Here is a 24,711-nt window from a genome sequence, read left to right as displayed (position 1 = left end):
ACCTTGGTTCCCGTCGAAGAGAACACGACCCGAACCGGGAGGAAACCCCATGAAGCGCAAGCTCGTCATCGCCGCCGTCGCCACGTCCGTCGTGATCGGCGGGGGTGCGGCGGCCGCCTTCGCGGACGGTGGGACGAAGACCGGCGCGAAGGAGGTGCGGGTCACCGAGGCCGGCACCGGGCGAAACGCGGCCTCCGCGCAGCGGGCCTCGGCCGCGGACGTCGTGGCGGCCGCGCTGCGGCACACCTCGGGCACCGCGGTCGGCGCCGACCGCGAGGACGACGGCGCCGACGCGGGCCGGTGGCACGTGGACGTCGTCAAGGGCGACGGCACCGAGTACACCGTCACCGTCTCCCCGGACAGCGGCAAGGTCCTCGGCGTCCACCGCGACCAGGACGACGCCGACGACGTGCGGGAGGCCCGTGCGGACCTCGCCGCGCTGAAGGGCACCCGGGTCGACGCCCGCGAGGCCGCGCAGGCCGTCGCCGCCAAGGGCATGGTCACCGGCGTCGACCTCGACGACGAGGACCGGGCCGCCGTCTGGAGCGTGGACACCGCGCAGGGCGGCGAATGGACGGTCGACGCCCGCACGGGCGAGGTCAGCCGGGACCTGGAGGACTGACCGCCCCAAGCGGCCGAGGGTGGTTGCCGGGGCTCACCCGGGGCTCAGCCCCGGGTGAGCCCCGCGACGAGTTCGTCCGCCGCGCGGTAGGGATCCAGTTCGCCGTCGACGATCCGCTCGGCCAGCGCGCTGAGGCGGCGGTCGCCGTGGAGGTCGCCGATGCGCTCGCGCAGGGCGGTGACGGCGATCGTCTCGACCTCGCGGGCGGCACGGGAGCGGCGGCGCTCGGCGAGGACCCCGTGCTCCTCCATCCAGGCGCGGTGCTTCTCCAGCGCCGCCACGACCTCGTCGATCCCCTCGGACCGGGCGGCGACGGTCCTGACGATCGGCGGGCGCCAGTCGCCGGGGCCCCGGGACTCGCCGAGGCCCAGCATGTGGTTCAGTTCGCGGGCGGTGGCGTCGGCTCCGTCCCGGTCGGCCTTGTTGACGACGTACACGTCGCCGATCTCCAGGATTCCGGCCTTCGCGGCCTGGATGCCGTCGCCCATACCGGGGGCGAGCAGGACGACGCTGGTGTCCGCCTGCGAGGCGATCTCGACCTCCGACTGGCCCACGCCGACCGTCTCGACCAGGATCACGTCGCAGCCCGCCGCGTCCAGCACCCGGATCGCCTGCGGGGCGGCCCAGGCGAGGCCGCCCAGGTGGCCCCGGGTGGCCATCGAGCGGATGTAGACGCCGGGGTCGGAGGCATGGTCGGACATCCGGACCCGGTCGCCGAGCAGGGCGCCGCCGGAGAACGGGGACGACGGGTCGACGGCGAGCACGCCCACCCGTTTGCCCTGTTTGCGGTACGCGGTCACCAGAGCGGAGGTGGAGGTCGACTTGCCCACGCCCGGGGAACCGGTGAGGCCGACGACATACGCGTTGCCGGTGAGCGGGGCCAGGGCCGCCATGACCTCCCTGAGCTGCGGGGACGCCCCCTCCACCAGGGAGATCAGCCGGGCCACGGCCCGTGGCCGGCCTTCCCTGGCCTGGGCGACCAGCGAGGAGACGTCCTGCATCGGTGCTCCGTTCAGATCCGTTCAGTCCCGTTCACGAACGCGTACGACGGCTACGACGGTTGAACGTCGCGTACGCCGTACGGCGGCCTCAGGCCTTGGGTACCCGCACGATCAGCGCGTCACCCTGACCGCCGCCGCCGCACAGCGCGGCCGCGCCGACACCGCCGCCCCGCCGCTTGAGCTCCAGGGCCAGATGCAGGACCAGGCGGGCGCCGGACATGCCGATCGGGTGGCCGAGGGCGATCGCGCCCCCGTTGACATTCACCTTTTCCGTGGACACCCCGAGGTCCTTCATTGACTGGACCGCGACGGCGGCGAAGGCCTCGTTGATCTCGATGAGGTCGAGGTCGGAGACCTCCAGGCCCTCCTTCTTCAGGGCGTGCGCGATGGCGTTGGACGGCTGCGACTGGAGCGAGTTGTCCGGCCCCGCCACATTGCCGTGGGCGCCGATCTCGGCGATCCACTCCAGGCCCAGCTCCTCGGCCTTGGCCTTGCTCATCACGACGACCGCGGCGGCGCCGTCGGAGATCTGCGAGGACGTGCCCGCGGTGATCGTGCCGTCCCTGGTGAAGGCCGGGCGCAGCTTGCCCAGGGACTCCGCGGTGGTGTCGCCGCGGATGCCCTCGTCCTTGCTGAAGACGACCGGCTCGCCCTTGCGCTGCGGGATCTCGACCGGGGTGATCTCGGCCTCGAAGACACCGTTCTTCTGCGCGGCGGCGGCGCGCTGGTGGGAGAGGGCGGCGAACTCGTCCTGCTCGGGGCGCAGGATGCCGAGGCGCGTGTTGTGCTTCTCCGTGGACTCGCCCATGGCGATGTTCTCGAAGGCGTCGGTGAGACCGTCGTACGCCATCGCGTCGAGCATCTCGATCGCGCCGTACTTGAAGCCCTCGCGGGACTTCGGCAGCAGGTGCGGGGCGTTGGTCATGGACTCCTGGCCGCCCGCGACGACCACGTCGAACTCACCCGCACGGATCAGCTGGTCGGCCAGCGCGATGGCGTCCAGGCCGGACAGACACACCTTGTTGACGGTGAGCGCCGGGACGTTCATCGGGATGCCGGCCTTGACGGCGGCCTGGCGTGCGGGGATCTGGCCGGCGCCGGCCTGGAGCACCTGGCCCATGATCACGTACTGCACCTGGTCGCCGCCGATCCCCGCACGGTCCAGGGCCGCCTTGATCGCGAAGCCGCCGAGGTCGGCTCCGGAGAAGGACTTCAGCGAGCCCAGCAACCGCCCCATGGGCGTACGCGCGCCCGCGACGATCACCGAGGTCGTGCTGTTCGTTCCAGTCGATCCAGTCATGAGCTGCGATTCCCCTTACCGGCCTGCACTGGCCGAGGAGTGAACGAGGGTTTACTTCGAATGTACTGAGTGGCACTCCGTGCCGTCATCCGGCCGTCAGTGTGATCGCGCGCACGTTGCGTAACCATCGCGGCCGCGTTCCACTAACACCATGCTGACGCGAATCGACCACATCGGGATCGCCTGCCACGACCTCGACGCGACCGTCGAGTTCTACCGGACCACCTACGGCTTCGAGGTGTTCCACTCCGAGGTCAACGAGGAGCAGGGCGTGCGCGAGGCCATGCTCAAGATCAACGAAACCCCCGACGGCGGTGCCTCCTACCTGCAGCTTCTCGAGCCGACGCGTCCGGACTCCACCGTCGCGAAGTGGCTCGACAAGAACGGCGAGGGCGTCCACCACATCGCTTTCGGCACGGCGGATGTCGACGCGGAGGCCGCGGACATCCGCTCCAAGGGCGTGCGCGTGCTGTACGAAGAGCCGCGACGCGGCTCCATGGGGTCACGAATCACCTTCCTGCACCCCAAGGATTGCCACGGAGTACTGACAGAACTGGTCACATCGGCGCCTGTTGAGTCACCTGAGCACTGACCCTCGTACATATGGGCCGGTAGGGTTGGGGGCGGTCGTCGCTCCACCAGGGCGACCGGTCCTGCTGCCTTGGACGGCGGGACGTTTGCCGGGGTCCGGGTTTCGGGGGACGAGCGTCGGGGCAGCAGCCCATGCTCCGTCGTTGATCTGACACCATTCCCCGGGGGCCCCGTTCGGCGGATGGACGGAGCTCGTTCGGGAAGCTTGTGACCAGGGACGGATGGGACCGCGCAGTGCGGGGCTACGAGAGCCAGGAGCGGGAGCCGGCGGCTGACGTCGACCACCTGACTCGGTTCGAAGCCGAGATGAAGCGGCTGAAGACCGAGCGGGAAAAGGCGATCCAGCACGCCGAGGACCTCGGCTACCAGGTCGAGGTGCTGCGCGCCAAGTTGCACGAGGCGCGCCGCACCATCATGTCCCGGCCCGCCTTCGACGGAGGCGACCTCGGGTACCAGGCCGAGCAGCTGCTGCGCAACGCGCAGATGCAGGCCGACCAGCTGCGCATGGACGCCGAGCGCGAGCTCAGCCAGGCGCGGGCGCAGACGCAGCGCATCCTCCAGGAGCACGCCGAGCAGGCCGCCCGGCTCCAGGCGGAGCTGCACGCGGAGGCCGTGGCCCGTCGGCAGCAGCTGGACCAGGAGCTGGCCGAGCGCCGGCAGACCGTCGAGTCGCACGTCAACGAGAACGTGGCCTGGGCGGAGCAGCTGCGCGCCCGCACCGAGGCCCAGGCCCGCCGCCTCCTGGAGGAGTCCCGCGCCGAGGCCGAGCAGGCCATGGCCGCCGCGCGCGCCGAGGCCGAACGGGTGGCCGCGGAGGCCCGGCAGCGGCTCCAGGCCGACGCCGAGGCGGCCCGTGCGGAGGCCGAGCAGCTGCTGCTGCGCGCCCGCACCGACGCCGAACGGATGCTGAACGCGGCGTCCACGCAGGCCCAGGAGGCCACCGAGCACGCCGAGGCGCTGCGCAGCTCCACGGTGAACGAGTCCGACACGGCCCGCCGCCAGGCCGGTGAGCTCAGCCGCGCCGCCGAGCAGCGGATGGCCGAGGCGGAGGAGGCGCTGCGCAAGGCGCAGTCCGAGGCCGACAAGGTGCTCGCCGAGGCCAAGGCGGCCGCCGAGAAGGCGCTCGCCTCCGCCGAGTCGGCGAACGAGCAGCGCACCCGTACGGCGAAGGAGCAGGTCGCCCGGCTGGTCAGCGAGGCCACCAAGGAGGCCGAGACCACCAAGGCGGACGCCGAGCAGCTGGTCGCCGACGCGCGCGCCGAGGCCGAGAAGATCGTCGCGGAGGCCTCCGAGAAGGCCCGCACGCTCACCGCCGAGGAGAGCGCGACCCAGTTGTCGAAGGCGGCCAAGACCGCCGAGGACGTCCTCAACAAGGCGCAGGAGGACGCGCGGAAGACCACGAAGGCCGCCGCCGAGGAGGCCGAGCGGATCCGCCGGGAGGCCGAGGCCGAGGCGGACCGGCTGCGCGCGGAGGCGCACGACATCGCCGAGCAGCTCAAGGGCTCGGCGAAGGACGACACCAAGGAGTACCGCGCCAAGACGGTCGAGCTGCAGGAGGAGGCCCGCCGACTGCGCGGCGAGGCCGAGCAGCTGCGGGCCGACGCGGTCGGCGAGGGCGAGAAGATCCGCGCGGAGGCCCGCAAGGAGGCCGTCCAGCAGATCGAGGAGGCGGCCCGGTCCGCCGAGGAGCTGCTGTCCAAGGCGAAGGCCGACGCGGACGAGCTGCGCCAGAAGGCGACCACCGACAGCGAGAAGGTCCGCACCGAGGCCATCGAGCGCGCCACGACGCTGCGCCGGCAGGCCGAGGAGGTCCTGGAGCGCACCCGCGCGGAGGCCGAGCGCAACCGCGAGGAGGCGGTGGAGCTCGCCGAGACCATCACCTCGAACGCCGAGCGGGAAGCGCGCGAGCTGCGCGAGGAGACCGAGCGGGCGGTCGAGGCCCGGCAGGCGGAGGCCGCCGAGGAGCTGACCCGGCTGCACGCCGAGGCGGAGTCCCGTCTCGCCTCCGCCGAGCAGGCGCTGACGGACGCCCGGGAGGAGGCCGCGCGGATCCGCCGCGAGGCCGCCGAGGACACCGACCGGCTGCGCGCCGAGGCCGGCGAGCGGATCCGTACCCTCCAGCAGCAGGCCGCCGAGGAGGCCGACCGGCTGCGCACCGAGGCCGCCGCCGACGCGTCCTCCTCGCGGGCCGAGGGCGAGGCCGTCGCCGTACGGCTGCGGTCGGAGGCCTCCGCCGAGGCCGAGCGGCTCAAGAGCGAGGCGCAGGACACCGCGAACCGGGTGCGCGCGGAGGCGCAGGCCGCCGCCGAGCGGCTGGCCGCCGAGGCGTCCGAGACGCTTGCCGCCGCCCAGGAGGAGGCCGCCCGCCGGCGCCGCGAGGCCGAGGAACTCCTCGGCTCCGCCCGCCAGGAGGCCGACCAGGAGCGCGAGCGGGCCCGCGAGCAGTCCGAGGAGCTGCTGGCCTCGGCGCGCACGCGTGTGGAGGAGGCGCAGGCCGAGGCACTGCGGCTGGTGGAAGAGGCCGACCGGCGCGCCACCGAGATGGTCGCCGCGGCCGAACAGCACGCACAGCACGTACGGGACTCCGTGGCCGGGCTGCACGAGCAGGCCCAGGAGGAGATCACCGGGCTGCGCTCGGCCGCCGAGCACGCGGCGGACCGTACCCGGCGGGAGGCCCAGGAGGAGGCGGACCGGGTCCGCGCCGACGCCTACGCCGAACGGGAGCGGGCCAGCGAGGACGCGAGCCGGATCCGGCGCGAGGCGAACGACGCGGCCGAGGCCGCGAAGGAGCTGGCCGAGCGGACGGTCGGCGACGCGATCGCGGAGGCCGAGCGGCTGCGCTCGGAGTCGTCCGCGTACGCCCAGCGGGTGCGCACGGAGGCGTCGGACGCGCTCGCCGAGGCCGACCAGGCCGCGGCCCGTACCCGGGCGGACGCCCGCGAGGACGCCAACCGCATCCGCTCGGACGCGGCGACGCAGGCCGACACCCTCATCACCGAGGCGCGACACGAGGCCGAGCGGCTCCAGACGGAGACCATCGCTGAGGCGGAGCGGCTGACGTCCGAGACGGCCGCGGAGGCCGAGCGGGTCCGTGCCGAGTCCGTCGCCAAGGCGGAGAAGCTGATCCAGGACGCGAGCGGGGAGGCGGAGCGGCTGCGGGCCGAGGCCGCCGAGACGGTGGGCGCGGCGCAACAGGCCGCGGAGCGGATCCGCGCCGAGTCGGAGCGGGTCAAGGCGGAGGCGGCGGCGGAGGCCGACCGGCTGATGAGCGTGGCGCGCGAGGAGGCCGACTCGACGCTGGACGCGGCCCGCCAGGAGGCCAACAAGCGGCGCTCCGAGGCGGCCGAGCAGGTCGACACGCTCATCACGGAGACCACCGCCGAGGTCGACAAACTCCTCACGGAGGCGCAGGAACAGGCCCTGCAGACCACCGCGGACGCCGAGGCGCAGGCCGACACGATGGTCGGTGCGGCCCGCAGCGAGGCCGACCGGCTGGTCTCCGAGGCGACACGCGAGGGCAACACCCGGGTGGAGAAGGCCCGTACGGACGCGGACGAGCTGCTCGTCGGCGCCCGCCGGGACGCCACCGCGATAAGGGAGCGGGCCGAGGAGCTGCGCGACCGCATCACGGCCGAGATCGAGGCGCTGCACGAGCGGGCCCGCCGCGAGGCCGCCGAGACGATGAAGTCGACGGGCGACCGCTGCGACGCGTTGATCAAGGCCGCCGAGGAGCAGCTCGCCAAGGCCCAGGCCAAGGCGAAGGAGCTGGTGTCGGAGGCCAATTCCGAGGCCGGCAAGGTCCGTATCGCCGCCGTGAAGAAGGCGGAGGGCCTGCTGAAGGAGGCCGAGCAGAAGAAGTCGGCACTGATCAAGGAGGCCGAGGAGCTCAAGGCCGAGGCGATCCGCGAGGCGCGCCGCACGGTCGAGGAGGGCAAGCGCGAACTGGAGGTCCTGGTGCGCCGTCGCGAGGACATCAACGCCGAGATCTCCCGGGTGCAGGACGTCCTGGAGGCGCTGGAGTCCTTCGAGGTCCCGTCCGCGAACAAGGACGGCGGAGTCCGGGCGGGCGCCAGCATCGGAGCGCCTCGAACGGGTGGGAAAGCCTCGGACGGTTAGCGGAATGTGTGGATTGGGTTAAAGTCTGCTGCCTTTGATCCCGGTTTTGGCAAGGGGTGGGCCCCGCAGCCACCCAAAAGGGGTGTCAATCTCCAGATCAAACACGCATACGCTCGATGACACAGCGCTTCGGCCCCTAGGATTCCACCTATCACCTCACCGGTCTCATTCGACAGGAACCCCATGAGCGACACTTCCCCCTACGGCTTCGAGCTTGTGCGGCGTGGGTACGACCGCGCTCAGGTGGACGAACGGATCTCCAAGCTCGTCTCCGACCGTGACAGCGCTCTCGCCCGCATCACCGCTCTGGAAAAGCGCATCGAGGAGCTCCACCTCGAGACGCAGAACGCCCAGGCACAGGTAAGCGACGCCGAGCCGTCGTACGCCGGTCTCGGCGCGCGTGTCGAGAAGATCCTCCGCCTCGCCGAGGAGGAGGCCAAGGATCTGCGCGAAGAGGCCCGTCGCGCGTCCGAGCAGCACCGCGAGCTCGCCGAGTCGGCGGCCCAGCAGGTCCGCAACGACGCAGAATCGTTCGCTGCGGACCGCAAGGCCAAGGCGGAGGACGAGGGCGTCCGGATCGTCGAGAAGGCCAAGAGCGACGCGTCGCAGCTGCGCCAGGAGGCGCAGAAGGACGCTCAGTCGAAGCGCGAGGAGGCGGACGCCCTCTTCGAGGAGACCCGCGCCAAGGCCGCTCAGGCCGCCGCCGACTTCGAGACCAACCTGGCCAAGCGCCGCGAGCAGTCCGAGCGCGACCTGGCGTCCCGTCAGCAGAAGGCGGAGAAGCGCCTCGCGGAGATCGAGCACCGCGCGGAGCAGCTGCGCCTGGAGGCCGAGAAGCTGCGCACGGACGCCGAGCGCCGCGCCCGCCAGACGGTGGAGACCGCTCAGCGCCAGGCCGAGGACATCGTGGCCGACGCCAACGCCAAGGCGGACCGGATCCGTTCGGAATCCGAGCGCGAGCTGGCGGCCCTCACCAACCGCCGCGACAGCATCAACGCCCAGCTGACGAACGTCCGCGAGATGCTCGCCACGCTGACCGGCGCCGCGGTGGCCGCGGCCGGCACGCCGTCCACGGACGACGAGCCGATCTCGCGCGGGGTCCCGGCGCAGCAGTCCCGGTAACACCCGACGTACGCCTGCCGACGTCGGACGAAGCCCGCTGCCAGCGGTGGCAGCGGGCTTCGTGTCGTTTTAGCGTGGCCCCATGATCGAGCTCGAGGGCCTGACGAAGCGGTACGGCGAGACGGTGGCGGTCAACAACCTCACCTTCACCGTCAGACCGGGCATCGTCACGGGCTTCCTCGGTCCCAACGGGGCCGGCAAGTCCACCACCATGCGCATGGTGCTGGGCCTGGACCGGCCGACCTCCGGGCACGTCCGGATCGACGGCGAGCACTACGACCGTCTCGAGGACCCGCTCACGTGCATCGGTGCCCTGCTGGACGCCAAGGCCGTGCACGGCGGGCGCAGCGCCCGCAATCATCTGCTGTGCCTGGCACAGAGCAACGGCATCCCGGACAGCCGGGTGGACGAGGTGCTGGACACCGTCGGTCTGACGGCCGTGGCGAGGAAGAAGGCCAAGGGGTTCTCGCTGGGCATGGGGCAGCGCCTCGGCATCGCGGGCGCGCTCCTGGGCGACCCGCGGATCCTGATGTTCGACGAGCCGGTCAACGGCCTCGACCCCGAGGGCATCCACTGGATCCGCACCCTGATGAAATCGCTGGCCGCGCAGGGGCGGACGGTGTTCGTCTCCTCGCATCTGATGAGCGAGATGGCGCTGACCGCCGATCACCTGGTCGTCATCGGGCAGGGCCGGCTGCTCGCCGACACCTCCATGGCGGAATTCATCGCCCGCAATTCCCGGGCGTACGTCCGAATCCGCACCCCGCAGCGCGAGCGGCTGCTCGACGTGCTGCACGAGGCGGGGGTCACGGTGGTCGAGACCGGCAGCGGGGTGCTGGAGGTCGACGGGGGCAAGCCCGAGCAGATCGGGGAGCTGGCCGCCCGGCACGGCATCGTGCTGCACGAGCTGAGCCCCCAGCACGCCTCCTTGGAGGAGGCGTTCATGCAGCTCACCGCCGAGTCGGTGGAGTACCACGCGCACAGCGGGGAACCCCCGGGCCGCCCGTGGGGCGACGACTGGACGAGGAGGGACTGAGGATGTCGGCGATCCAGGTCGTGCGGTCCGAATGGACCAAGATCCGGTCGGTGGCGTCCACCGTCTGGACGCTCTCTCTCGCCGTGGTCGTCACCGTCGCCCTCGGCATGCTGATCTCGGCCCTGACGAAGAACGAGTACGACAACATGAGCCCCGGCCGCCGGCTGGACTTCGACCCCACGTACATCAGCTTCGCGGGGATGAGTCTGGGCCAGCTCGCGATGATCGTGTTCGGGGTGCTGGTGGTGTCCAACGAGTACAGCACCGGCATGATCCGCACCTCACTGGCGGCCGTCCCCCGGCGCGGCACCTTCCTGTTCGGCAAGATCGCGGTGGCCGGCGGGCTGGCCCTCGCGGTGGGGCTGGCGACGAGCTTCGTCGCCTTCTTCCTGGGCCAGGCGATGCTCGGCTCGCACAAGGCGTCGATCGGCGACGAAGGTGTGCTGCGGGCGGTCATCGGCGGCGGGCTCTACATGACCCTCATCGCGGTGTTCTCCATGGGCGTGGCCGCGATGCTGCGCTCGCCGATGCTGTCGCTGGGCATCCTGATGCCGTTCTTCTTCCTGATCTCCAACATCCTCGGCAACGTCCCCGCCACGAAGAAGGTCGGCCGCTATCTGCCCGACCAGGCCGGCAGCAGGATCATGCAGGTGGTCATCCCGGTCGACGACAGCACGCCGTACGGGCCCTGGGGCGGTCTGGCGATCATGGTGGCGTGGGTGGCGGCGGCGCTCGCGGGCGGCTGTGTGCTGCTGCAGCGGCGAGACGCATGACCGAACACGCCGTGTGATGCTCCGGGCTTTACTTCGAGTTGAGCGGAACCGTCAGCGCCTCGATAAGCTCCTAACCCTTACGGGGGCGTGTGCCCTGCTGTCCTGATCCTCTCGATGGGTGCGGAGCATGATCGAGGCTGTCGGCCTGACCAAGCGCTACGGCGACAAGACCGCCGTGTACAACCTTTCCTTCCAGGTACGACCGGGTGCCGTGACCGGCTTCCTCGGGCCGAACGGCTCCGGCAAGTCGACGACCATGAGGATGATCCTCGGCCTGGACAACCCGACCGCGGGCACGGTCACCATCGGCGGCTACCCGTACCGCAAGCTGCCGAACGCGGCCCGCCAGGTCGGCGCCCTGCTCGACGCCAAGGCCGTGCACGGCGGGCGCAGCGCCCACAACCATCTGCTGAGCCTGGCCCAGCTGTCCGGCATCCCGGCCCGGCGGGTGGACGAGGTGCTCGGCGTGGTCGGCCTCCAGGACGTGGCGAGGAGGCGGTCCAAGGGCTTCTCCCTCGGCATGGGCCAGCGGCTCGGCATCGCCGCGGCACTGCTCGGCGACCCGCAGGTGCTGCTCTTCGACGAGCCGGTCAACGGCCTCGACCCCGAGGGCATCCTCTGGGTGCGCAACCTGATGAAGTCGCTCGCGGCGGAGGGGCGCACGGTCTTCGTCTCCTCCCACCTGATGAGTGAGATGGCGCTCACCGCGGACCATCTGATCGTCATCGGGCGGGGACAACTGCTCGCCGACATGAGCGTCACGGAGTTCATCTCCGCCAACTCCGCCGACTTCGCACGCGTGCGCACCCCGCAGACCGAGCCGCAACTGCGCGAGAAGCTCTCCGCCGCGCTGACGGAGGCCGGCGGTCACGTCCTTCCCGAACAGGACGGTGCCCTCCGCGTGACGGGGCTGGCGCTGCCCCGGATCAGCGACATCGCGCACGACGCCGACGTACGGCTGTGGGAGCTGTCGCCGCACCGGGCCTCGCTGGAAGAGGCGTACATGCGGATGACCCAGGCCGCCGTCGACTACCGCTCGACCATCGACCAGAAGATCGGCCTCCAGCAGCCCCTGCCCCCCGGCGCCACCCCGCCCATGCCGGTCCCCGGCCAGGGCCAGCCCGGCTGGTACGCCCCACCACCCCCGCAGCAGGGCTACGCCCCGCCCCAGCCGGCCCAGCCCTACGGCGGCTACGGCGCCCCGGCCCCCGCCCCGTACGGCTCCCCGGCCGCGGCCCCCGCGAACGGCGCCAACCCGTACGCCCAGGCCCCCGTCCCGCCCGCCGGTCAGGCACCGGCAGCAGGCCCGCCGATCCCGGCCGCCGCCCCCGCGCCGCAGCCCGCCCCGGCGGGAAGCCCGGCGCCGCCCGCGGCACCCCCCGCCCCGCCCGTGCCCGCCGCGCCGGCCGCAGGGCAGGCCGCCCCCGCGCCCGCCGCGCCACAGGACCAGGTACCGCCCGCGCCCGCCTCGCTCGCGAAGGCACCCGCACCCGTCTCCGACGCCGCCCCGACGAACCAGCCCGAGGACGCCCGATGAGCACCCCGCAGCACCCGACCCCGCAGGCCGCGGCGCCCGTCTGGCCTGCGGCGCCCGGACCCTCGTACGGCGCCGGTCCCGCGTACACCTCGCCGATCCCGGTCGTGCGCACGCACCTCGGGAACGCCATCGCCTCGGAGTGGACGAAGATCCGGTCGGTGCGTTCCACGATGTGGACGCTGGGTGTCTTCCTGCTGCTGGTCGTCGGCATCGGGTTGGTGGTCGCGCTGATCGTCGACGCGAACGCCTCGGAGGCCGATCTCTCGGGCGAGAGCCCGCTGTCGTTCGGCTTCTTCGGGGTGCTCCTGGGCAGCATGCCGATCATCACGCTCGGCGTGCTCACCACCGCCTCCGAGTACGGCACCGGCATGATCCGGACCACGATGGTCGCGTGTCCCTCACGCGGCCGGGTCCTCGCGGCGAAGGGCATCGTGTTCTTCACGATCGCGTTCGTCGTGACGCTGGTGTCGACGGGGTTCGTCGCCATGGTGGACTCGTCCCTGTTCGCCGAAGCGCGTGAGCCGTCCGCGGGCGAGTGGATGAAGGCCACCGTCGGCGTGTCCCTGTACATCGCGCTGCTCGGCCTGCTGTCCCTGGCCGTCGGCTCGATCATCCGGCACTCGGCGGGCGCCATCACCATCATGATCGGCCTGCTGCTGGCCCCGCTGGTCATCGCGATCTTCATGTTCTCGTCGTCCCTGCAGGGCCTGCGCCAGGCCCTGTTCGAGTACTCGATCCCCAGCCAGCTCGGCGTCTGGTACTCGGCCTCGCTCAGTGACAGCGGCCCGACCGGCTGGGATCCGCTGTGGATCGCGCTGGGCGTGACCGCCGCCGCGTTCGCCGGCGCCTTCGCCCTCCTGGAGAAGCGGGACGTGTAGACGTCAGAAGCGAGGCGCGTTACGGGACCGCTGCACCCCGGGGGTGCGGCGGTCCCGCGCGTTCCAGCAGGCCTTGTGCCAGTGGCGGCGTTCGTCGACACCCGAGTGCTCGGGCCAGGCGACGACGTGCGGGACGCCGTCCGGGATCATCTGGTCGCACCCGGGACACCGGTACGTCTTGCCCTGCGCGCTCGCGCCGGCCACATGCCGCACGCTCCACTCGTCGCCCTGCCAGCTCGTCGATGACTGCCAGCCGCCGTAGCGGCTCGCGCGGTCGTCCTCGGCGCTCCGGCCGGACGAGCCCTCACCCTTGGGTCGGTTGCGACGCGGGGACACGGGACACCTCACGGGGCTATACAGGAAGCAGGGTTCGCGTCCAGCCTACGCGGCGCGAACGGGGGCACCCGTAAGTCGCCGATCCCCACAAGTCCCCCTCCCCGGCACCGCATTCTGCAGACAATCCGCAAATCTCCCCGCCAGGCCGTGTCCTCGGCACGTGTCAGACGGTTATGCCGGGTGGGGGAGCTCCGTGTCGGAGCCAAGGAAGCAGGAAAGTCCATGCGCGTTGGTAGTTTCGTGTTGGGTGCCCAGTTCCCCGGGCAGGGCCAGGGGGAGGCGCTGCACCGGGCGGTCCGCTCGGCCGAGGTCGCCGAGGAAGCCGGTCTTGACTCGGTCTGGCTGGGCGAGCACCACTTCGTGCCGTACGGCACGTGCCCGTCGGCGGTCACCCTGGCCGCTCTGCTGCTGGGCCGCACCCGGCGCATCCGGGTCGGTACGGCGGTGAGCGTCCTGCCCACCTCCCACCCCGTCGCCCTCGGCGAACAGGCCGCGCTGCTGCATCTGACGAGCGGCGGCCGGTTCTCGCTCGGCGTGGGACGCGGCGGGCCGTGGGTCGACCTGGAGGTGTTCGGGTCGGGCCTGGAGGCGTACGAGGAGGGGTTCCCGGAATCCCTCGATCTGCTGCTGCGCTGGCTGCGCGAACCGTCGGTGGGAGCCGACGGCGACCGCTTCCGCTTCCGTGAAGTCCCCGTCGTGCCCCGCCCGTCGGAGGCGCTGACGGATACCGAGGGTCCGGAGGTCGTCGTCGCGTGCACCTCGCAGGCGACCGTGCGGCTGGCCGCCGAGCGGGGGCTGCCGATGCTGCTCGGGATGCATGTCGGGGACGAGGAGAAGGCCGAGATGGTCGCCCTGTGGCGGAAGTACGCGCGTGCGGCCGGGCGGTCCGGGGACGAGATCAGGGGCGCGGCCCATGTCTCGGCGGGCGTCTGCCAGCTCGCGGACCGGCACACGGACGCGGTGGAGAGCCTGGTGAAGGCGATGCCGGGCTGGCTGAAGCAGGGGCTCGACGCGCATGTGACGGTGGACGGCCGCCCCCGCGCCATGCGGGACCCGGTGGCGTACACCGAACTGCTCTGCGGGCTGCACCCGGTGGGCACGCCGCGGCTGTGCGCCGACCGTCTCGCGGCGACCAGCGAGCGGACCGGCATCTCGCGCTTCGCCCTGCTCGTCGAGGGCTCGGGCGACCTGGCGGCCACGGAGGAGAACGTACGGCGGCTGGGCGCGGAGGTACTCCCCCACCTCCGCTGACACCCATGCCGAACGGCCCGTCCGGGCCGGGAGCTTGCCGCTCCCGTACTGATGGCACCTCCCGCGTGAGGAGCGGCAAGCAACAGGCTCAAAGTGATGCCTCAGCAGTCCCGGAATTCCGGAGACTGGTTCAGCACCTGGCTGCGGACCGAGGTGAAGCGGACGAGCTTCTCGTCGACAGCCGAGTCCAACGGGAACACCGCCACCCGGTGGCAGTTCTGGAAGGCCAGCCGTACACCGAAGTGCCGCTGCAGGGCGCCGCGTATGGCGTCACTCGCCAGCGCGCGCAGCAACTGGCCGCGCGCCTGCTCGTCCGGCGGGGGCGTCTGGTTGTCGGCGAAGGCTCCGCCGTCCACCTTCAGCTGGGCCACCAGGGAGCTGATCATCTCCCATGCGTAGGGCAGGGAGGTCCGGACGCAGTCGACGAATTCAGCTTCGTCGACCTCGCCTCGCTCGGCCTGTTCGAGTAGGGCCGGTGAGACGTCGAGCGACATGGGTACTCCTCTCGCACCCCCGAGAGCGCAGGGGTTGCCGGACAGGGAAAGGGAGTTCGCCATGCCGGAACCACCGCAACGCTGAGTACACGCATCGCGACCTCCCGTTCACTACGGTAGGCAACGGACCGTGACCGCACCAGGAGAATGGGCACATAGGGCAGCCCTCTTGGGGACACAATCGGCCAGAGTCCGTCCGGGTTCGAACGATCTTTTTCCCGATGAAAAGGGGCGGCCCGCAGGGCCCCGGTCGAGGGCGGTGGTGGGAGAAGGGTGGGCGAATCGCGTGGGGCACGGGGTGTCGGATAGCGTTGCGCACCATGCGTCTCGTCATCGCCCGGTGCTCCGTCGACTACGCCGGCCGGCTCACCGCCCATCTCCCCTCCGCCCCCCGTCTCATCCTGGTGAAGGCGGACGGCAGCGTCTCGATCCACGCGGACGACCGGGCCTACAAGCCCCTGAACTGGATGTCGCCGCCCTGCACGCTGAAGGAGGGCACCGGTGACGAGGAGGGAGTCTGGACCGTCGTCAACAAGGCGGGCGAGAAGCTCATCATCACCATGGAGGAGATCCTCCACGACTCGTCGCACGAACTGGGTGTCGATCCTGGCCTGATCAAGGACGGCGTGGAAGCGCACCTCCAGGAACTGCTCGCCGACCGCATCGAGACCCTCGGCGAGGGCTACACCCTCATCCGCCGCGAGTACATGACGGCCATCGGCCCGGTGGACATCCTGTGCCGGGACGCGGACGGCCAGACGGTCGCGGTCGAGATCAAGCGGCGCGGCGAGATCGACGGCGTCGAGCAACTCACCCGCTATCTGGAGCTGTTGAACCGGGACCCGCATCTCGCGCCGGTCCGCGGCATCTTCGCCGCCCAGGAGATCAAGCCTCAGGCCCGCGTCCTGGCCACGGACCGCGGCATCGGCTGCCAGGTCCTGGACTACGACGCGATGCGGGGCATCGAGGACGACAAGCTCCGGTTGTTCTGAGCGGCGGTTCCACGACGACGAGGGCCGGGTTCCCGGGAGAGGAACCCGGCCCTCGTGGTGCCCGGGGGCGATCAGATCACCGAGTCCGACGAGGACGAGGAGGACGAGGAGGACGCGCTGCCCGCCGTGCTGGGCGAGACCGGGGCGCTGGAGGTCGTGCCGCTGGCCGAGGTCCCGGTGGACGGGGAGTTGCTCGGGGTGGGGGGTGTCGACGGGGACTGGGACGGCGAGGCCGACGGGGAACCTCCGGTACCGGTGCTGCTGGAGGTCGACGGCCTCGGCGAGGAGGACGGGGGCCGGGAGCTCGGGCTCGACGACGTGGAGTGCGACGGGGTCGGAGTGGTGCCCCCGCTCGATCCCTGCGAACCGCCCGCCCCCGTCGTGGCCGTCGCGGAGCCCGTCGGTGTCGGATCGTCCGCGGTCCCCATCGTCCCGTCCGGTCCGGGGTCCGTCGGCCTGCTGGTCGCCGTGCCCGTGTCGCCGGTGCCGGTGTCGTCGCTCGGGGTCTGCGAGCCGGGGCCGCCGTCGGAGAGACCGGTGCTGGCGGAGGGGTTGACGCCGCCCCGGCCGGCGGGGTTGTCGGCGTCGTTGTCCGAGGTCGCGCCGAGCGTGACGACCGTGCCGAGCACGGCGACGAGGAGCGCGCCCGCGCCGGCCGCGACAAGGTTGCGCTTGGCGAGGCCCTTGAGGCCGCCCCGGCTGTGGCGGGCCGGGGCCGTCGGGGGCACCGGCCGGTGGGCGAGCGTCTGGGCCTCGGGCGGGTAGGTCGGGAGCGCCGCCTGGATGCCGCGCGGCGGCGGCGCGGACTCCTCGTGGCGGGCGTCGGGCACCTCCTCGCCGACCGTCGCCGAGGCCAGGCCGGGAATGTCCCCGCAGGCGTCGGCGACGAGGGCGAGGGCGCGACGGCCGGCGACGGTGCCGCGTTTGTCGGCCAGGGAGTTGCGCAGGCCGAGCGAGGCCTCCAGTTCGGAGCGGGCCCGGTCGAGGTCGCCGACGCAGAGCGCCAGGACACCGAGTTCGTGGTGGAAGTAGGCCCGGTCGGCGGACTCCCCGGCGAGCCGGGCGGCCTCGGCGCCCTCGTGCAGGGCGTGCTCCCAGGCGCTCCAGCGCAGTCCCGCGGCGAACGCGGGCGCGGCGGCGCGGGCGAGCCGGACGGCGGTGGCCTCCTCGTCCTCGGCGGGCGGGGCCGTCGTGGGGGTCACGAGGGCCAGGGCGGCGAGGACGGCGTCCGCCTCGGCGCAGACCCGTTCGGGGGTGACGGAGGGATGGCCGGCCCACCAGGCGTAGTGCTGGGCGGCGGTGAGGGCGCGGGTCTCGGTGTCGTCGCCGTATCCGGCGGCCTCCAGCTGGGTCTGGACGCCGGCGGCGAGCCGGTAGCGGGTGCCGACCGGGGAGACGAGCCCGCAGGCGGCCAGTTCACCGAGGGCCGCGTCGGCGTGGGTGTCGCCGACCAGGGCAGGCAGATGCGCCTGGTGCGGGACCTCGCCGCCGAGGGCGACCGCGAAGCGCAGGGTGGCGCGGGCGGAGGCGCTGAGGCGGGCGGCGAGCAGCGGGGCGGGCGCGGCGGCCTCGCCGAGGGAGGGCAGGGGTATGTCCTCGGCGTCGCCGGCTCCGGCGTCGACGGGCTCGGCGAGCGGGCGGGCGTCCTCGAAGACGCCGAAGGCGTCGACCGCGTCGACGTCGGCGCGGAGTTGGTCGCGCTGCCGGAGCAGGGCGCCGGCCTGGACGAAACGCAGCGGCAGGCCCTCGGACTCGAACCAGAGGTCGCCGGCCCAGTTGGACTCCTCCTCGGTCAGGGTCCGGCCGACGGCGCGTTCGATGACGTCGACGCCTCCCGCGCGGTCCAGGCCGCCGAGGACGACCTCCTCGACGGCGGAGTCGTCGGAGGGCGGCGGGGTGTCGGGGGTGGCGCCGAACAGGAAGGCGCACTCGGGTGTGGCGTCCAGGAGGTCGTCGAGCGCGGTCCCGCCGAAGTCCAGGTCGTCGACGACGACGACCGCGCCGATCTCCCGGACGAGGGCACGCAGTTCCTCGTCGTCGGGGCGGTGACGGTCGGCTTCGTGGACGGCGTGGAAGAGGTCGTGCAGCAGATCGGCCGGGGTGCGGCCGAAGCCGGAGAGGCGGACGACGCCGTCGGGGGCGAGGTCCTCGCAGTCCTCGGCGACCAGGTCGAGGAGACTGGTGCGGCCGGAGCCGGCCGGTCCGACGAGGCGGACGGAGCGGCCGCGGGCGAGAAGGCGGACGAGCTGTTCGCGTTCGTCCTGGCGGCCGAGGAGCGGCTGCGCGGGCCGGGTGGGTCCGGCGGGGGCGGGCGGGTGGGCGGCGCGCTCGACCTCGGCGCGCTGCTCGGGGGTGCGCTTGACGGGGCGCTCCGGCCGTTCGGTGGGCGGGCAGAGTTCGATCTCGCTGCCGTCGACCGGGTTGACCGTGAGCAGGTGCTCGCCGACGACGAGCCGCACCGTGCGGGCGGGGCCCGGGGCGTGCTGGCCGAAGTCGGGTGTCAGGGGGTCCCTGGACGGGCGCGGGCGCGGCGTGTCGCCGTCGCCGTCATGGCCGTGCTCCTCGGGTCCCCGGGTGTTCGGGTCCATGGGTCAAGCCCCCCAAAAGCGTCGTGTGGCGGTAGCCCCTCCCGGCCTTGCTGCACACTGCGCTGTCGCTTCTGGTCCGGTGCCCGCTCGAGGGCTGCGGGCGGCGGGCAGACGAACGGTAAACCTTCGCCCAGTATCTACGACAGTCCGGGGTGCCGGGCCGTCCGAGACGTCACAGTCCGGTGAGGATTGCGCCCGCCGTATGTTTTCCGCCGCAGGCCACCCGGGCTGCGGCGGGACGGACCCGACTCCTCCGGTTGTCACACCCGGGGTAGCGACTCCACCCCGATGCCGCCCTCGATCGCCAGGATCCGGTGCAGCCGGGTGGCCACCAGCAGGCGCTGCATCTGTGGCGGTACGCCGCGCAGCACCAGGCGCCGGCCGCAGCGGCCGGCCCGCCGGTGGACACCCATGATGACGCCGAGTCCGGTGGCGTCCCAGGAGTCCAGTTCGGACAGGTCGAGCACCAGGTCGCCGTCGCCGTCGTCCACGGCCGTGTGCAGGGCCGTGCGGGCGTCCGCCGCGCTGCGCACGTCGAGGCGGCCCCCGACGACCAGCTCGACGTGGTCGCCCCTGATGTGCATAGCGCTCCCCTAAGCGTGCGTCTCGTGCTCCGCGGTGTGGTGTCCGGTGTTGCATGCTCTGACTGCGTAAAGCGGTCGCTGGTTGCCGTCTGTGAGCGAACCGATACCGAATTCACCCTCAGGGGTGAGACCCCTGGGGCCTGTGCGGTTTCGGCGCTTGGAGTAAGCCCTGCCCGCTCTCGCGTGCGATGTCACCGGCGTCAACCATCCGGCGCATCGCCGTCTGGCTCTCGGCCGGAGATTAGCGGTCGTGAGGGCGCTGTGTGACCGGTTAGTAACGCGTCTCACGTCTCAGGGCGTGAGACGCCGGTCACGTCGTCAATTCCTGTCCGATTGACGACGATTGGCACCGGACTGACCAGGGGTGACGAAGGGAACGGAACGGATCCGCGGGGACCGTCTAGATTGGCCGCATGGTCAATCTGACGCGCATCTACACCAGGACCGGCGACCAGGGCAGCACCGCCCTCGGCGACATGAGCCGGGTCGCCAAGACCGACCTCAGGATCGCCGCGTACGCCGACGCCAACGAGGCGAACGCGGTCATCGGCACCGCGATCGCGCTGGGCGGCCTGGACGAGGAGATCGTCAAGGTCCTCACCCGCGTCCAGAACGACCTGTTCGATGTGGGCGCGGACCTCTCCACCCCGGTGGTGGAGAATCCCGAGTTCCCGCCGCTGCGGGTCGAGCAGTTCTACGTCGACCGTCTGGAGGCGGACTGCGACCGCTTCAACGAGCGCCTCGAGAAACTCCGCTCGTTCATCCTTCCGGGCGGCACCCCGGGCGCGGCCCTCCTCCACCAGGCCTGCACAGTGGTCCGCCGGGCCGAACGCTCCACCTGGGCCGCCCTGGAGGTCCACGCCGCGGCGATGAACCCCCTCACCGCGACCTACCTCAACCGCCTCTCGGACCTGCTCTTCATCCTCGCCCGCACGGCCAACAAGGCGGCCGGGGACGTGCTGTGGGTGCCGGGCGGGGAGCGCTAGAGCCCTTCTGACGGATCTCCGCGGGATCCGTCGGAAGGGCCCGAGGTCTGTTTGCGCCTCGGCCGCTGTCCGGGGAAGAGGGTGTAGCTCCCGGCGATGACGACGTTGATGCCGATCACCCACAGCATCCGCTGTTGCCACGCCCGCAGCGAGTCGGCGTCCCCGTCGCCGCCGACGTACCAGACCGCGGCCTGGAGCAGGGCGACGGCGACCAGCGCGGCGAGGATCCAGCGGCCCGCGATCTTCCACTCGTGGACGGCGCGGGCCGTACCGTACTTCGGCGGCTTCACGGGCGGCGGGCCCCCCGCGAAATGGTGGGCGACGCGGGCGTCGGCCCAGCGGACGGTGGAGTGGCCGAGGCCGACGGTGAATCCGATGTAGACAGCGGCGAGGCCGTGCCGCCAGTCCGGCTCGGCGCCGTTCTCGAGGTCGACCGCGGTCACCGCGAACAGCACGACCTCCAGCAACGGCTCGCACAGCAGCAGGGCCAGCCCGGTGCGCGGCATCCGAAAGACGTAACGGAAGGCCAGCCCCGCGAGCAGGAGCACCCAGAAGGCCACCTCGCAGGCGATGATCAGTCCGACGATCACGATCCGCTCCTCTCCTTCACCCTGCCAGGCTCCCGTCCCCGGCGGCCGGGTTCGTCGTCTGCGGTGACGAGGTCGCGGTACATCGAAAGATGCAGTTCGGGACCGTTCCCGGGGAGCAGGCGGACGGCGTGCGGGCCGTGTTGGATGGAGGGCATGGCCGTACGACGACTGCCCCGCCCGCATCGGTTCGACGGGTACGTCGCGCTCGGCGGGCTGGTCGGCGGGCTGCTGCTGGTGGTGTTCAAGCTCGGTGTCCGCCCGTCCAGCGATCCGATCACCCTCTTCGACGGCCCCTGGCCGGTGCTGGTACCGCTCGGCGTGCTGGCCGGCTGTGAGCTGCTGCGCCGGACGGCGCCCCGCGCGGCCCTGCTGACCGGCACCGTCGCGATCACCGCGGACACCGTGACCCAGGGCAACCTCTCGTCGATCCTGATGTTCACCGACCTGGTGTACGCGGCCGTCCTGTACGGTCCGCCCGCCTCGGCCCGCCGCATCCCGAGGATCACCGGGCTGCTCACGGTGGCCGGGACGGTCGTACCGTTCGCGGTGTGGCGGGTGCCGGAGGCGCTGATGATCGGGGTCGTCGTCGGCGTCGTCGCGTTCGGGCCCGCCGCCACCGGCTGGATCGTGCGCGACCACCGCGACGCCGCCGAGGCGGCCCGGCTGCGCGCCGAACAGACCGCGCTGCTGGCCGAAGTGGACCGGTCGCAGGCGGTTCTCGCCGAACGGGCCCGGATGGCGCGGGAGTTGCACGACATGGTCGCCAACCATCTCTCCGCGATCGCCATCCACTCCACGGCCGCGCTGTCGATCGACGACCCGGACACCTCCCGGCAGGCGTTACGGACCATCCGCGAGAACAGCGTCGACGGGCTGGCGGAGATGCGGCGGCTGATCGGCATCCTGCGCGACGGCAGCGGCGACCACGCGCCGGCCGCGGCACCCACCCTCGACGGCCTCGCGGCCCTGGTCGACGGCGCCCGCGCCAACGGGCTGGACGTCACCCTCGACCACGACCCGGGCCGGGTCCCCACCCCCGTGGAACTCGCCGCCTACCGCATCGTCCAGGAGTCGCTGACCAACGCCCTCAAGCACGCCTGTCCGGGCCGGGTGACGGTGCGCCTCGCCCGCCGCGAGGGGATGCTCGACGTGCGGGTGAGCAGCCCGTACGGTCACCGGGACGGTCCGCGCGCCCCCGGCTCCCGGGCCGGTCTCGTCGGCATGCGGGAGCGGGCCGCGCTGCTGGGCGGCACGTTCGAGGCCGGGCCCGACGGCGCGCTGTGGACCGTACGCGCCGCCCTCCCCCTCGCCGAAGGAGACCGCCCGTGATCCGCGTCCTCGTCGCCGAGGACCAGTCCGCCGTGCGCGCCGGGCTCGTCCTGATCCTGGGCAGTGCGCCCGACATCGAGGTGGTCGGCGAGGCGGCGGACGGCGAGCGGGCGGTGGCGCTGGCCCGGGAGCTGCGGCCCGACCTGGTGCTGATGGACGTTCAGATGCCGCGGCTGGACGGGGTGGCGGCGACCCGGAAGGTGGTCGAGGAAGGACTCGCGGACGTCCTCGTGCTGACCACTTTCGACCTCGACGAGTATGTCTTCGGGGCGTTGCGGGCGGGGGCCGCCGGGTTTCTGCTGAAGAACACGGAGGCGAGGGATCTGCTGACGGCGGTCCGCACCGTGGCCGCCGGGGAGGGGCTGATCGCCCCGGCCGTCACCCGGCGCCTGATCGCCGAGTTCGCCGCCGGGCCGGTACGGCGGCCCACCACCGACCTCGCCGTCCTCGACAGCCTCACCCGGCGTGAGCGCGAGGTGCTGGCCTGCCTCGGGGAGGGCCTGTCCAACGCGGGGATCGCCGAGCGGCTCGACATGGCGGAGGCCACGGTCAAGACGCACGTCAGCCGGCTGCTGGGGAAGCTGGAGCTGCGCAGTCGGGTTCAAGCGGCCGTACTGGCACAGGAGTTGGGGATCTAGCGGCCGTATACAAGAGTGGTCCAGACCTATTGACCCGTGGTCCAGACCTTTCTATTCTCGCCGCACTGTGGGTGCGAAGGCTCAGTCGCGCCCCCCAACTCCCCATAGGAGGCGCAGAATGCGCTTCAGACACAGAGCCGCGGCAGGGTTCGCGACCCTGTTGCTCCCGCTGGCCGGACTGGTCGGCCTCGCGAGCCCGGCCCAGGCCGCGACGACCGCCACCGCCACCTACGCCAAGGCCCAGGACTGGGGCACCGGCTTCGAGGGCAAGTGGACGGTGAAGAACACCGGCACCACCGCCATCAGCTCCTGGACGGTCGAGTGGGACTTCCCCTCCGGTACCTCCGTCACCTCCGCCTGGGACGCCGACGTCACCTCCTCCGGCACCCACTGGACCGCCAAGAACAAGTCCTACAACGGCTCGATCGCCCCCGGCGCCTCCGTCTCCTTCGGTTTCAACGGCGCGGGCTCCGGCTCCCCCTCGAACTGCAGGCTCAACGGCGACAGCTGCGACGGCACCACCGTGCCGGGCGACGCCTCCCCCTCCGCGCCGGGCACCCCCACCGCGTCCGGCATCACCGACACCTCGGTGAAACTGACCTGGTCCGCCGCCACCGACGACAAGGGCGTCAAGAACTACGACGTCCTGCGCGACGGCACCAAGGTCGCCACGGTCACGACGACCTCGTACACCGACACGGGTCTGACCGCCGGCACCGACTACTCCTACACCGTCCAGGCCCGTGACACCGCCGACCAGACGGGGCCCGCCAGCGGCGCGGTCGCGGTCCACACCACCGGCGGCACCAACCCTCCCCCGACCACCGGCTCCAAGGTCAAGCTCGGCTACTTCACCGAGTGGGGCATCTACGGCCGCAACTACAACGTCAAGAACCTGGTGACGTCCGGCTCGGCCGCGAAGATCACCCACATCAACTACGCCTTCGGCAACGTCACGGGCGGCCAGTGCGCCATCGGCGACTCCTACGCCGACTACGACAAGGCCTTCACCGCCGACCAGTCCGTCAGCGGCGTCGCCGACACCTGGGACCAGCCGCTGCGCGGCAACTTCAACCAGCTGCGGCAGCTGAAGGCCAAGTACCCGAACATCAAGGTGCTGTGGTCGTTCGGCGGCTGGACCTGGTCCGGCGGCTTCGCCCAGGCGGCGGCCAACCCGACGGCCTTCGCGCAGTCCTGCTACAACCTGGTCGAGGACCCGCGCTGGGCCGACGTCTTCGACGGCATCGACATCGACTGGGAGTACCCGAACGCCTGCGGTCTGTCCTGCGACACCTCCGGCGCCGCGGCCTTCAAGAACCTGATGTCCGCGCTGCGCGCCAAGTTCGGCGCGAACAACCTGGTCACGGCGGCCACCACGGCCGACGGCTCCTCCGGCGGCAAGATCGACGCGGCCGACTACGCGGGCGCCGCGCAGTACGTCGACTGGTACAACGTGATGACGTACGACTTCTTCGGCGCCTGGGCCGCCCAGGGCCCGACCGCCCCGCACTCCCCGCTCACCTCGTACAGCGGCATCCCGACGGCCGGGTTCACCACGGCCGACGCGATGGCCAAGTTCAAGGCGAAGGGCGTGCCCGCGAGCAAGCTGCTCATCGGCATCGGCTTCTACGGCCGCGGCTGGACCGGCGTCACCCAGGACGCCCCGGGCGGCACCGCGACGGGCCCTGCGCCCGGCACATACGAGCAGGGCATCGAGGACTACAAGGTCCTCAAGACGTCCTGCCCGGCCACCGGCACCATCGCGGGCACGGCCTACGCGCACTGCGGCAGCAACTGGTGGTCCTACGACACTCCGGCCACCATCGGTACCAAAATGGCGTGGGCCAAGACGCAGGGCCTCGGCGGCGCGTTCTTCTGGGAGTTCAGCGGTGACACCGGCAACGGTGAGCTGGTGAGCGCCATCAACAGCGGACTGTCGTAAGACAG

General features: G+C 72.0%; 21 protein-coding genes. 14 read left to right on the top strand and 7 right to left on the bottom strand.

From position 1 onward, the window contains the following. The first annotated feature begins 49 nt into the window (after window positions 1-49). Window positions 50-622 (top strand): PepSY domain-containing protein, encoded by a 573-nt coding sequence (locus ACIBVL_RS35600; protein WP_399103992.1) that lies wholly within the window; start codon window positions 50-52, stop codon window positions 620-622. A gap of 44 nt (window positions 623-666) precedes the next feature. Here the strand turns inward: ACIBVL_RS35600 and meaB are convergent, their stop codons facing one another. Together meaB and ACIBVL_RS35590 are read right to left on the bottom strand one after the other, a co-directional pair. Further along, window positions 667-1,623: a methylmalonyl Co-A mutase-associated GTPase MeaB gene (gene meaB, locus ACIBVL_RS35595; protein WP_399103990.1), complete on the bottom strand. Its 957-nt coding sequence runs from the start codon at window positions 1,621-1,623 to the stop codon at window positions 667-669. Between the two features lie 88 nt (window positions 1,624-1,711). After that, complete coding sequence (locus ACIBVL_RS35590) at window positions 1,712-2,923, bottom strand: acetyl-CoA C-acetyltransferase (RefSeq protein ID WP_399103988.1); 1,212 nt, start codon at window positions 2,921-2,923, stop codon at window positions 1,712-1,714. Between the two features lie 151 nt (window positions 2,924-3,074). On the opposite strand from ACIBVL_RS35590, the gene mce reads away from it, so the two are divergent. The 7 genes from mce (at window position 3,075) to ACIBVL_RS35555 (ending at window position 12,976) form a co-directional block, all read left to right on the top strand. Continuing rightward, window positions 3,075-3,515 (top strand): methylmalonyl-CoA epimerase, encoded by a 441-nt coding sequence (mce, locus tag ACIBVL_RS35585; RefSeq protein WP_399103986.1) that lies wholly within the window; start codon window positions 3,075-3,077, stop codon window positions 3,513-3,515. 233 nt (window positions 3,516-3,748) lie between these two features. Continuing rightward, window positions 3,749-7,630: a polarized growth protein Scy gene (scy, locus tag ACIBVL_RS35580; RefSeq protein ID WP_399104069.1), complete on the top strand. Its 3,882-nt coding sequence runs from the start codon at window positions 3,749-3,751 to the stop codon at window positions 7,628-7,630. A 183-nt stretch (window positions 7,631-7,813) separates the two neighbouring features. Further along, window positions 7,814-8,752: a cellulose-binding protein gene (locus tag ACIBVL_RS35575; protein ID WP_399103984.1), complete on the top strand. Its 939-nt coding sequence runs from the start codon at window positions 7,814-7,816 to the stop codon at window positions 8,750-8,752. 82 nt (window positions 8,753-8,834) lie between these two features. Further along, window positions 8,835-9,788: an ABC transporter ATP-binding protein gene (locus tag ACIBVL_RS35570; RefSeq protein WP_399103982.1), complete on the top strand. Its 954-nt coding sequence runs from the start codon at window positions 8,835-8,837 to the stop codon at window positions 9,786-9,788. A gap of 2 nt (window positions 9,789-9,790) precedes the next feature. After that, the gene (locus tag ACIBVL_RS35565; protein WP_399103980.1) at window positions 9,791-10,561 is read left to right on the top strand and encodes an ABC transporter permease; all 771 of its coding nucleotides are present in this window, start codon (window positions 9,791-9,793) and stop codon (window positions 10,559-10,561) included. Window positions 10,562-10,688: 127 nt separating this feature from the next. After that, the gene (locus ACIBVL_RS35560; protein WP_399103978.1) at window positions 10,689-12,098 is read left to right on the top strand and encodes an ATP-binding cassette domain-containing protein; all 1,410 of its coding nucleotides are present in this window, start codon (window positions 10,689-10,691) and stop codon (window positions 12,096-12,098) included. Next, the gene (locus tag ACIBVL_RS35555) at window positions 12,095-12,976 is read left to right on the top strand and encodes an ABC transporter permease (protein WP_399103976.1); all 882 of its coding nucleotides are present in this window, start codon (window positions 12,095-12,097) and stop codon (window positions 12,974-12,976) included. The genes ACIBVL_RS35560 and ACIBVL_RS35555 overlap by 4 nt, the downstream gene beginning before the upstream one ends. Before the next feature lie 3 nt (window positions 12,977-12,979). On the opposite strand, the gene ACIBVL_RS35550 is transcribed toward ACIBVL_RS35555, so the two are convergent. Further along, window positions 12,980-13,312 carry an ATP/GTP-binding protein gene (locus ACIBVL_RS35550; RefSeq protein ID WP_399103974.1) on the bottom strand — a complete coding sequence of 111 codons (333 nt, stop codon included), beginning with the start codon at window positions 13,310-13,312 and terminating at the stop codon, window positions 12,980-12,982. Between the two features lie 222 nt (window positions 13,313-13,534). Here ACIBVL_RS35550 and ACIBVL_RS35545 point away from each other — a divergent pair, with 222 nt between their 5' ends. Further along, on the top strand, window positions 13,535-14,563 hold the full coding sequence (locus ACIBVL_RS35545) for an LLM class flavin-dependent oxidoreductase (protein WP_399103972.1): 1,029 nt from the start codon (window positions 13,535-13,537) through the stop codon (window positions 14,561-14,563). 101 nt (window positions 14,564-14,664) lie between these two features. On the opposite strand, the gene ACIBVL_RS35540 is transcribed toward ACIBVL_RS35545, so the two are convergent. Continuing rightward, window positions 14,665-15,057: an SCO5389 family protein gene (locus tag ACIBVL_RS35540; protein WP_399103970.1), complete on the bottom strand. Its 393-nt coding sequence runs from the start codon at window positions 15,055-15,057 to the stop codon at window positions 14,665-14,667. Window positions 15,058-15,377: 320 nt separating this feature from the next. Between ACIBVL_RS35540 and nucS the strand changes: the two genes are divergently transcribed. Beyond that, a complete protein-coding gene (gene nucS / locus ACIBVL_RS35535) occupies window positions 15,378-16,049 on the top strand; it encodes an endonuclease NucS (RefSeq protein WP_399103968.1) in 672 nt (223 codons plus the stop codon). Between the two features lie 71 nt (window positions 16,050-16,120). Here nucS and ACIBVL_RS35530 read toward each other — a convergent pair whose 3' ends face one another. Next, window positions 16,121-18,637, bottom strand: a complete 2,517-nt coding sequence (locus ACIBVL_RS35530; protein ID WP_399103965.1) for an ATP-binding protein — start codon at window positions 18,635-18,637, stop codon at window positions 16,121-16,123. Window positions 18,638-18,897: 260 nt separating this feature from the next. Further along, a complete protein-coding gene (locus ACIBVL_RS35525; protein ID WP_069769958.1) occupies window positions 18,898-19,221 on the bottom strand; it encodes an STAS domain-containing protein in 324 nt (107 codons plus the stop codon). 413 nt (window positions 19,222-19,634) lie between these two features. Here ACIBVL_RS35525 and ACIBVL_RS35520 point away from each other — a divergent pair, with 413 nt between their 5' ends. Next, complete coding sequence (locus ACIBVL_RS35520) at window positions 19,635-20,207, top strand: cob(I)yrinic acid a,c-diamide adenosyltransferase (protein WP_399103962.1); 573 nt, start codon at window positions 19,635-19,637, stop codon at window positions 20,205-20,207. On the opposite strand, the gene ACIBVL_RS35515 is transcribed toward ACIBVL_RS35520, so the two are convergent. Then, window positions 20,204-20,797, bottom strand: coding sequence for a hypothetical protein (locus ACIBVL_RS35515; protein WP_399103960.1), 594 nt, complete (start codon window positions 20,795-20,797; stop codon window positions 20,204-20,206). The genes ACIBVL_RS35520 and ACIBVL_RS35515 overlap by 4 nt on opposite strands. A gap of 144 nt (window positions 20,798-20,941) precedes the next feature. Between ACIBVL_RS35515 and ACIBVL_RS35510 the strand changes: the two genes are divergently transcribed. The 3 genes from ACIBVL_RS35510 (at window position 20,942) to ACIBVL_RS35500 (ending at window position 24,706) form a co-directional block, all read left to right on the top strand. Next, window positions 20,942-22,126, top strand: coding sequence for a sensor histidine kinase (locus tag ACIBVL_RS35510; protein WP_399103958.1), 1,185 nt, complete (start codon window positions 20,942-20,944; stop codon window positions 22,124-22,126). Then, window positions 22,123-22,764, top strand: a complete 642-nt coding sequence (locus ACIBVL_RS35505) for a response regulator (protein ID WP_399103956.1) — start codon at window positions 22,123-22,125, stop codon at window positions 22,762-22,764. The genes ACIBVL_RS35510 and ACIBVL_RS35505 overlap by 4 nt, the downstream gene beginning before the upstream one ends. Window positions 22,765-22,882: 118 nt before the next feature. Continuing rightward, a complete protein-coding gene (locus tag ACIBVL_RS35500) occupies window positions 22,883-24,706 on the top strand; it encodes a glycosyl hydrolase family 18 protein (RefSeq protein ID WP_399103954.1) in 1,824 nt (607 codons plus the stop codon). Window positions 24,707-24,711: the final 5 nt, after the last annotated feature.

The organism is Streptomyces sp. NPDC049687 (assembly GCF_044465285.1).
In the GTDB taxonomy this organism is placed as follows: Bacteria; Actinomycetota; Actinomycetes; order Streptomycetales; family Streptomycetaceae; genus Streptomyces.
This window is presented reverse-complemented; position numbering and strand designations above follow the sequence as displayed.

What these genes read in the sequence shown, in the direction of transcription:
- mce (WP_399103986.1), top strand. Translation starts at nt 3,075, where the DNA reads ATGCTGACGCGAATCGACCACATCGGGATCGCCTGCCACGACCTCGAC.
- ACIBVL_RS35530 (WP_399103965.1), bottom strand. Translation starts at nt 18,637, where the DNA reads ATGGACCCGAACACCCGGGGACCCGAGGAGCACGGCCATGACGGCGAC.
- ACIBVL_RS35545 (WP_399103972.1), top strand. Translation starts at nt 13,535, where the DNA reads ATGCGCGTTGGTAGTTTCGTGTTGGGTGCCCAGTTCCCCGGGCAGGGC.
- ACIBVL_RS35565 (WP_399103980.1), top strand. Translation starts at nt 9,791, where the DNA reads ATGTCGGCGATCCAGGTCGTGCGGTCCGAATGGACCAAGATCCGGTCG.
- ACIBVL_RS35525 (WP_069769958.1), bottom strand. Translation starts at nt 19,221, where the DNA reads ATGCACATCAGGGGCGACCACGTCGAGCTGGTCGTCGGGGGCCGCCTC.
- ACIBVL_RS35510 (WP_399103958.1), top strand. Translation starts at nt 20,942, where the DNA reads ATGGAGGGCATGGCCGTACGACGACTGCCCCGCCCGCATCGGTTCGAC.
- ACIBVL_RS35540 (WP_399103970.1), bottom strand. Translation starts at nt 15,057, where the DNA reads ATGTCGCTCGACGTCTCACCGGCCCTACTCGAACAGGCCGAGCGAGGC.
- ACIBVL_RS35590 (WP_399103988.1), bottom strand. Translation starts at nt 2,923, where the DNA reads ATGACTGGATCGACTGGAACGAACAGCACGACCTCGGTGATCGTCGCG.
- ACIBVL_RS35570 (WP_399103982.1), top strand. Translation starts at nt 8,835, where the DNA reads ATGATCGAGCTCGAGGGCCTGACGAAGCGGTACGGCGAGACGGTGGCG.
- ACIBVL_RS35555 (WP_399103976.1), top strand. Translation starts at nt 12,095, where the DNA reads ATGAGCACCCCGCAGCACCCGACCCCGCAGGCCGCGGCGCCCGTCTGG.
- nucS (WP_399103968.1), top strand. Translation starts at nt 15,378, where the DNA reads ATGCGTCTCGTCATCGCCCGGTGCTCCGTCGACTACGCCGGCCGGCTC.
- ACIBVL_RS35520 (WP_399103962.1), top strand. Translation starts at nt 19,635, where the DNA reads ATGGTCAATCTGACGCGCATCTACACCAGGACCGGCGACCAGGGCAGC.
- ACIBVL_RS35600 (WP_399103992.1), top strand. Translation starts at nt 50, where the DNA reads ATGAAGCGCAAGCTCGTCATCGCCGCCGTCGCCACGTCCGTCGTGATC.
- ACIBVL_RS35500 (WP_399103954.1), top strand. Translation starts at nt 22,883, where the DNA reads ATGCGCTTCAGACACAGAGCCGCGGCAGGGTTCGCGACCCTGTTGCTC.
- ACIBVL_RS35560 (WP_399103978.1), top strand. Translation starts at nt 10,689, where the DNA reads ATGATCGAGGCTGTCGGCCTGACCAAGCGCTACGGCGACAAGACCGCC.
- meaB (WP_399103990.1), bottom strand. Translation starts at nt 1,623, where the DNA reads ATGCAGGACGTCTCCTCGCTGGTCGCCCAGGCCAGGGAAGGCCGGCCA.
- ACIBVL_RS35575 (WP_399103984.1), top strand. Translation starts at nt 7,814, where the DNA reads ATGAGCGACACTTCCCCCTACGGCTTCGAGCTTGTGCGGCGTGGGTAC.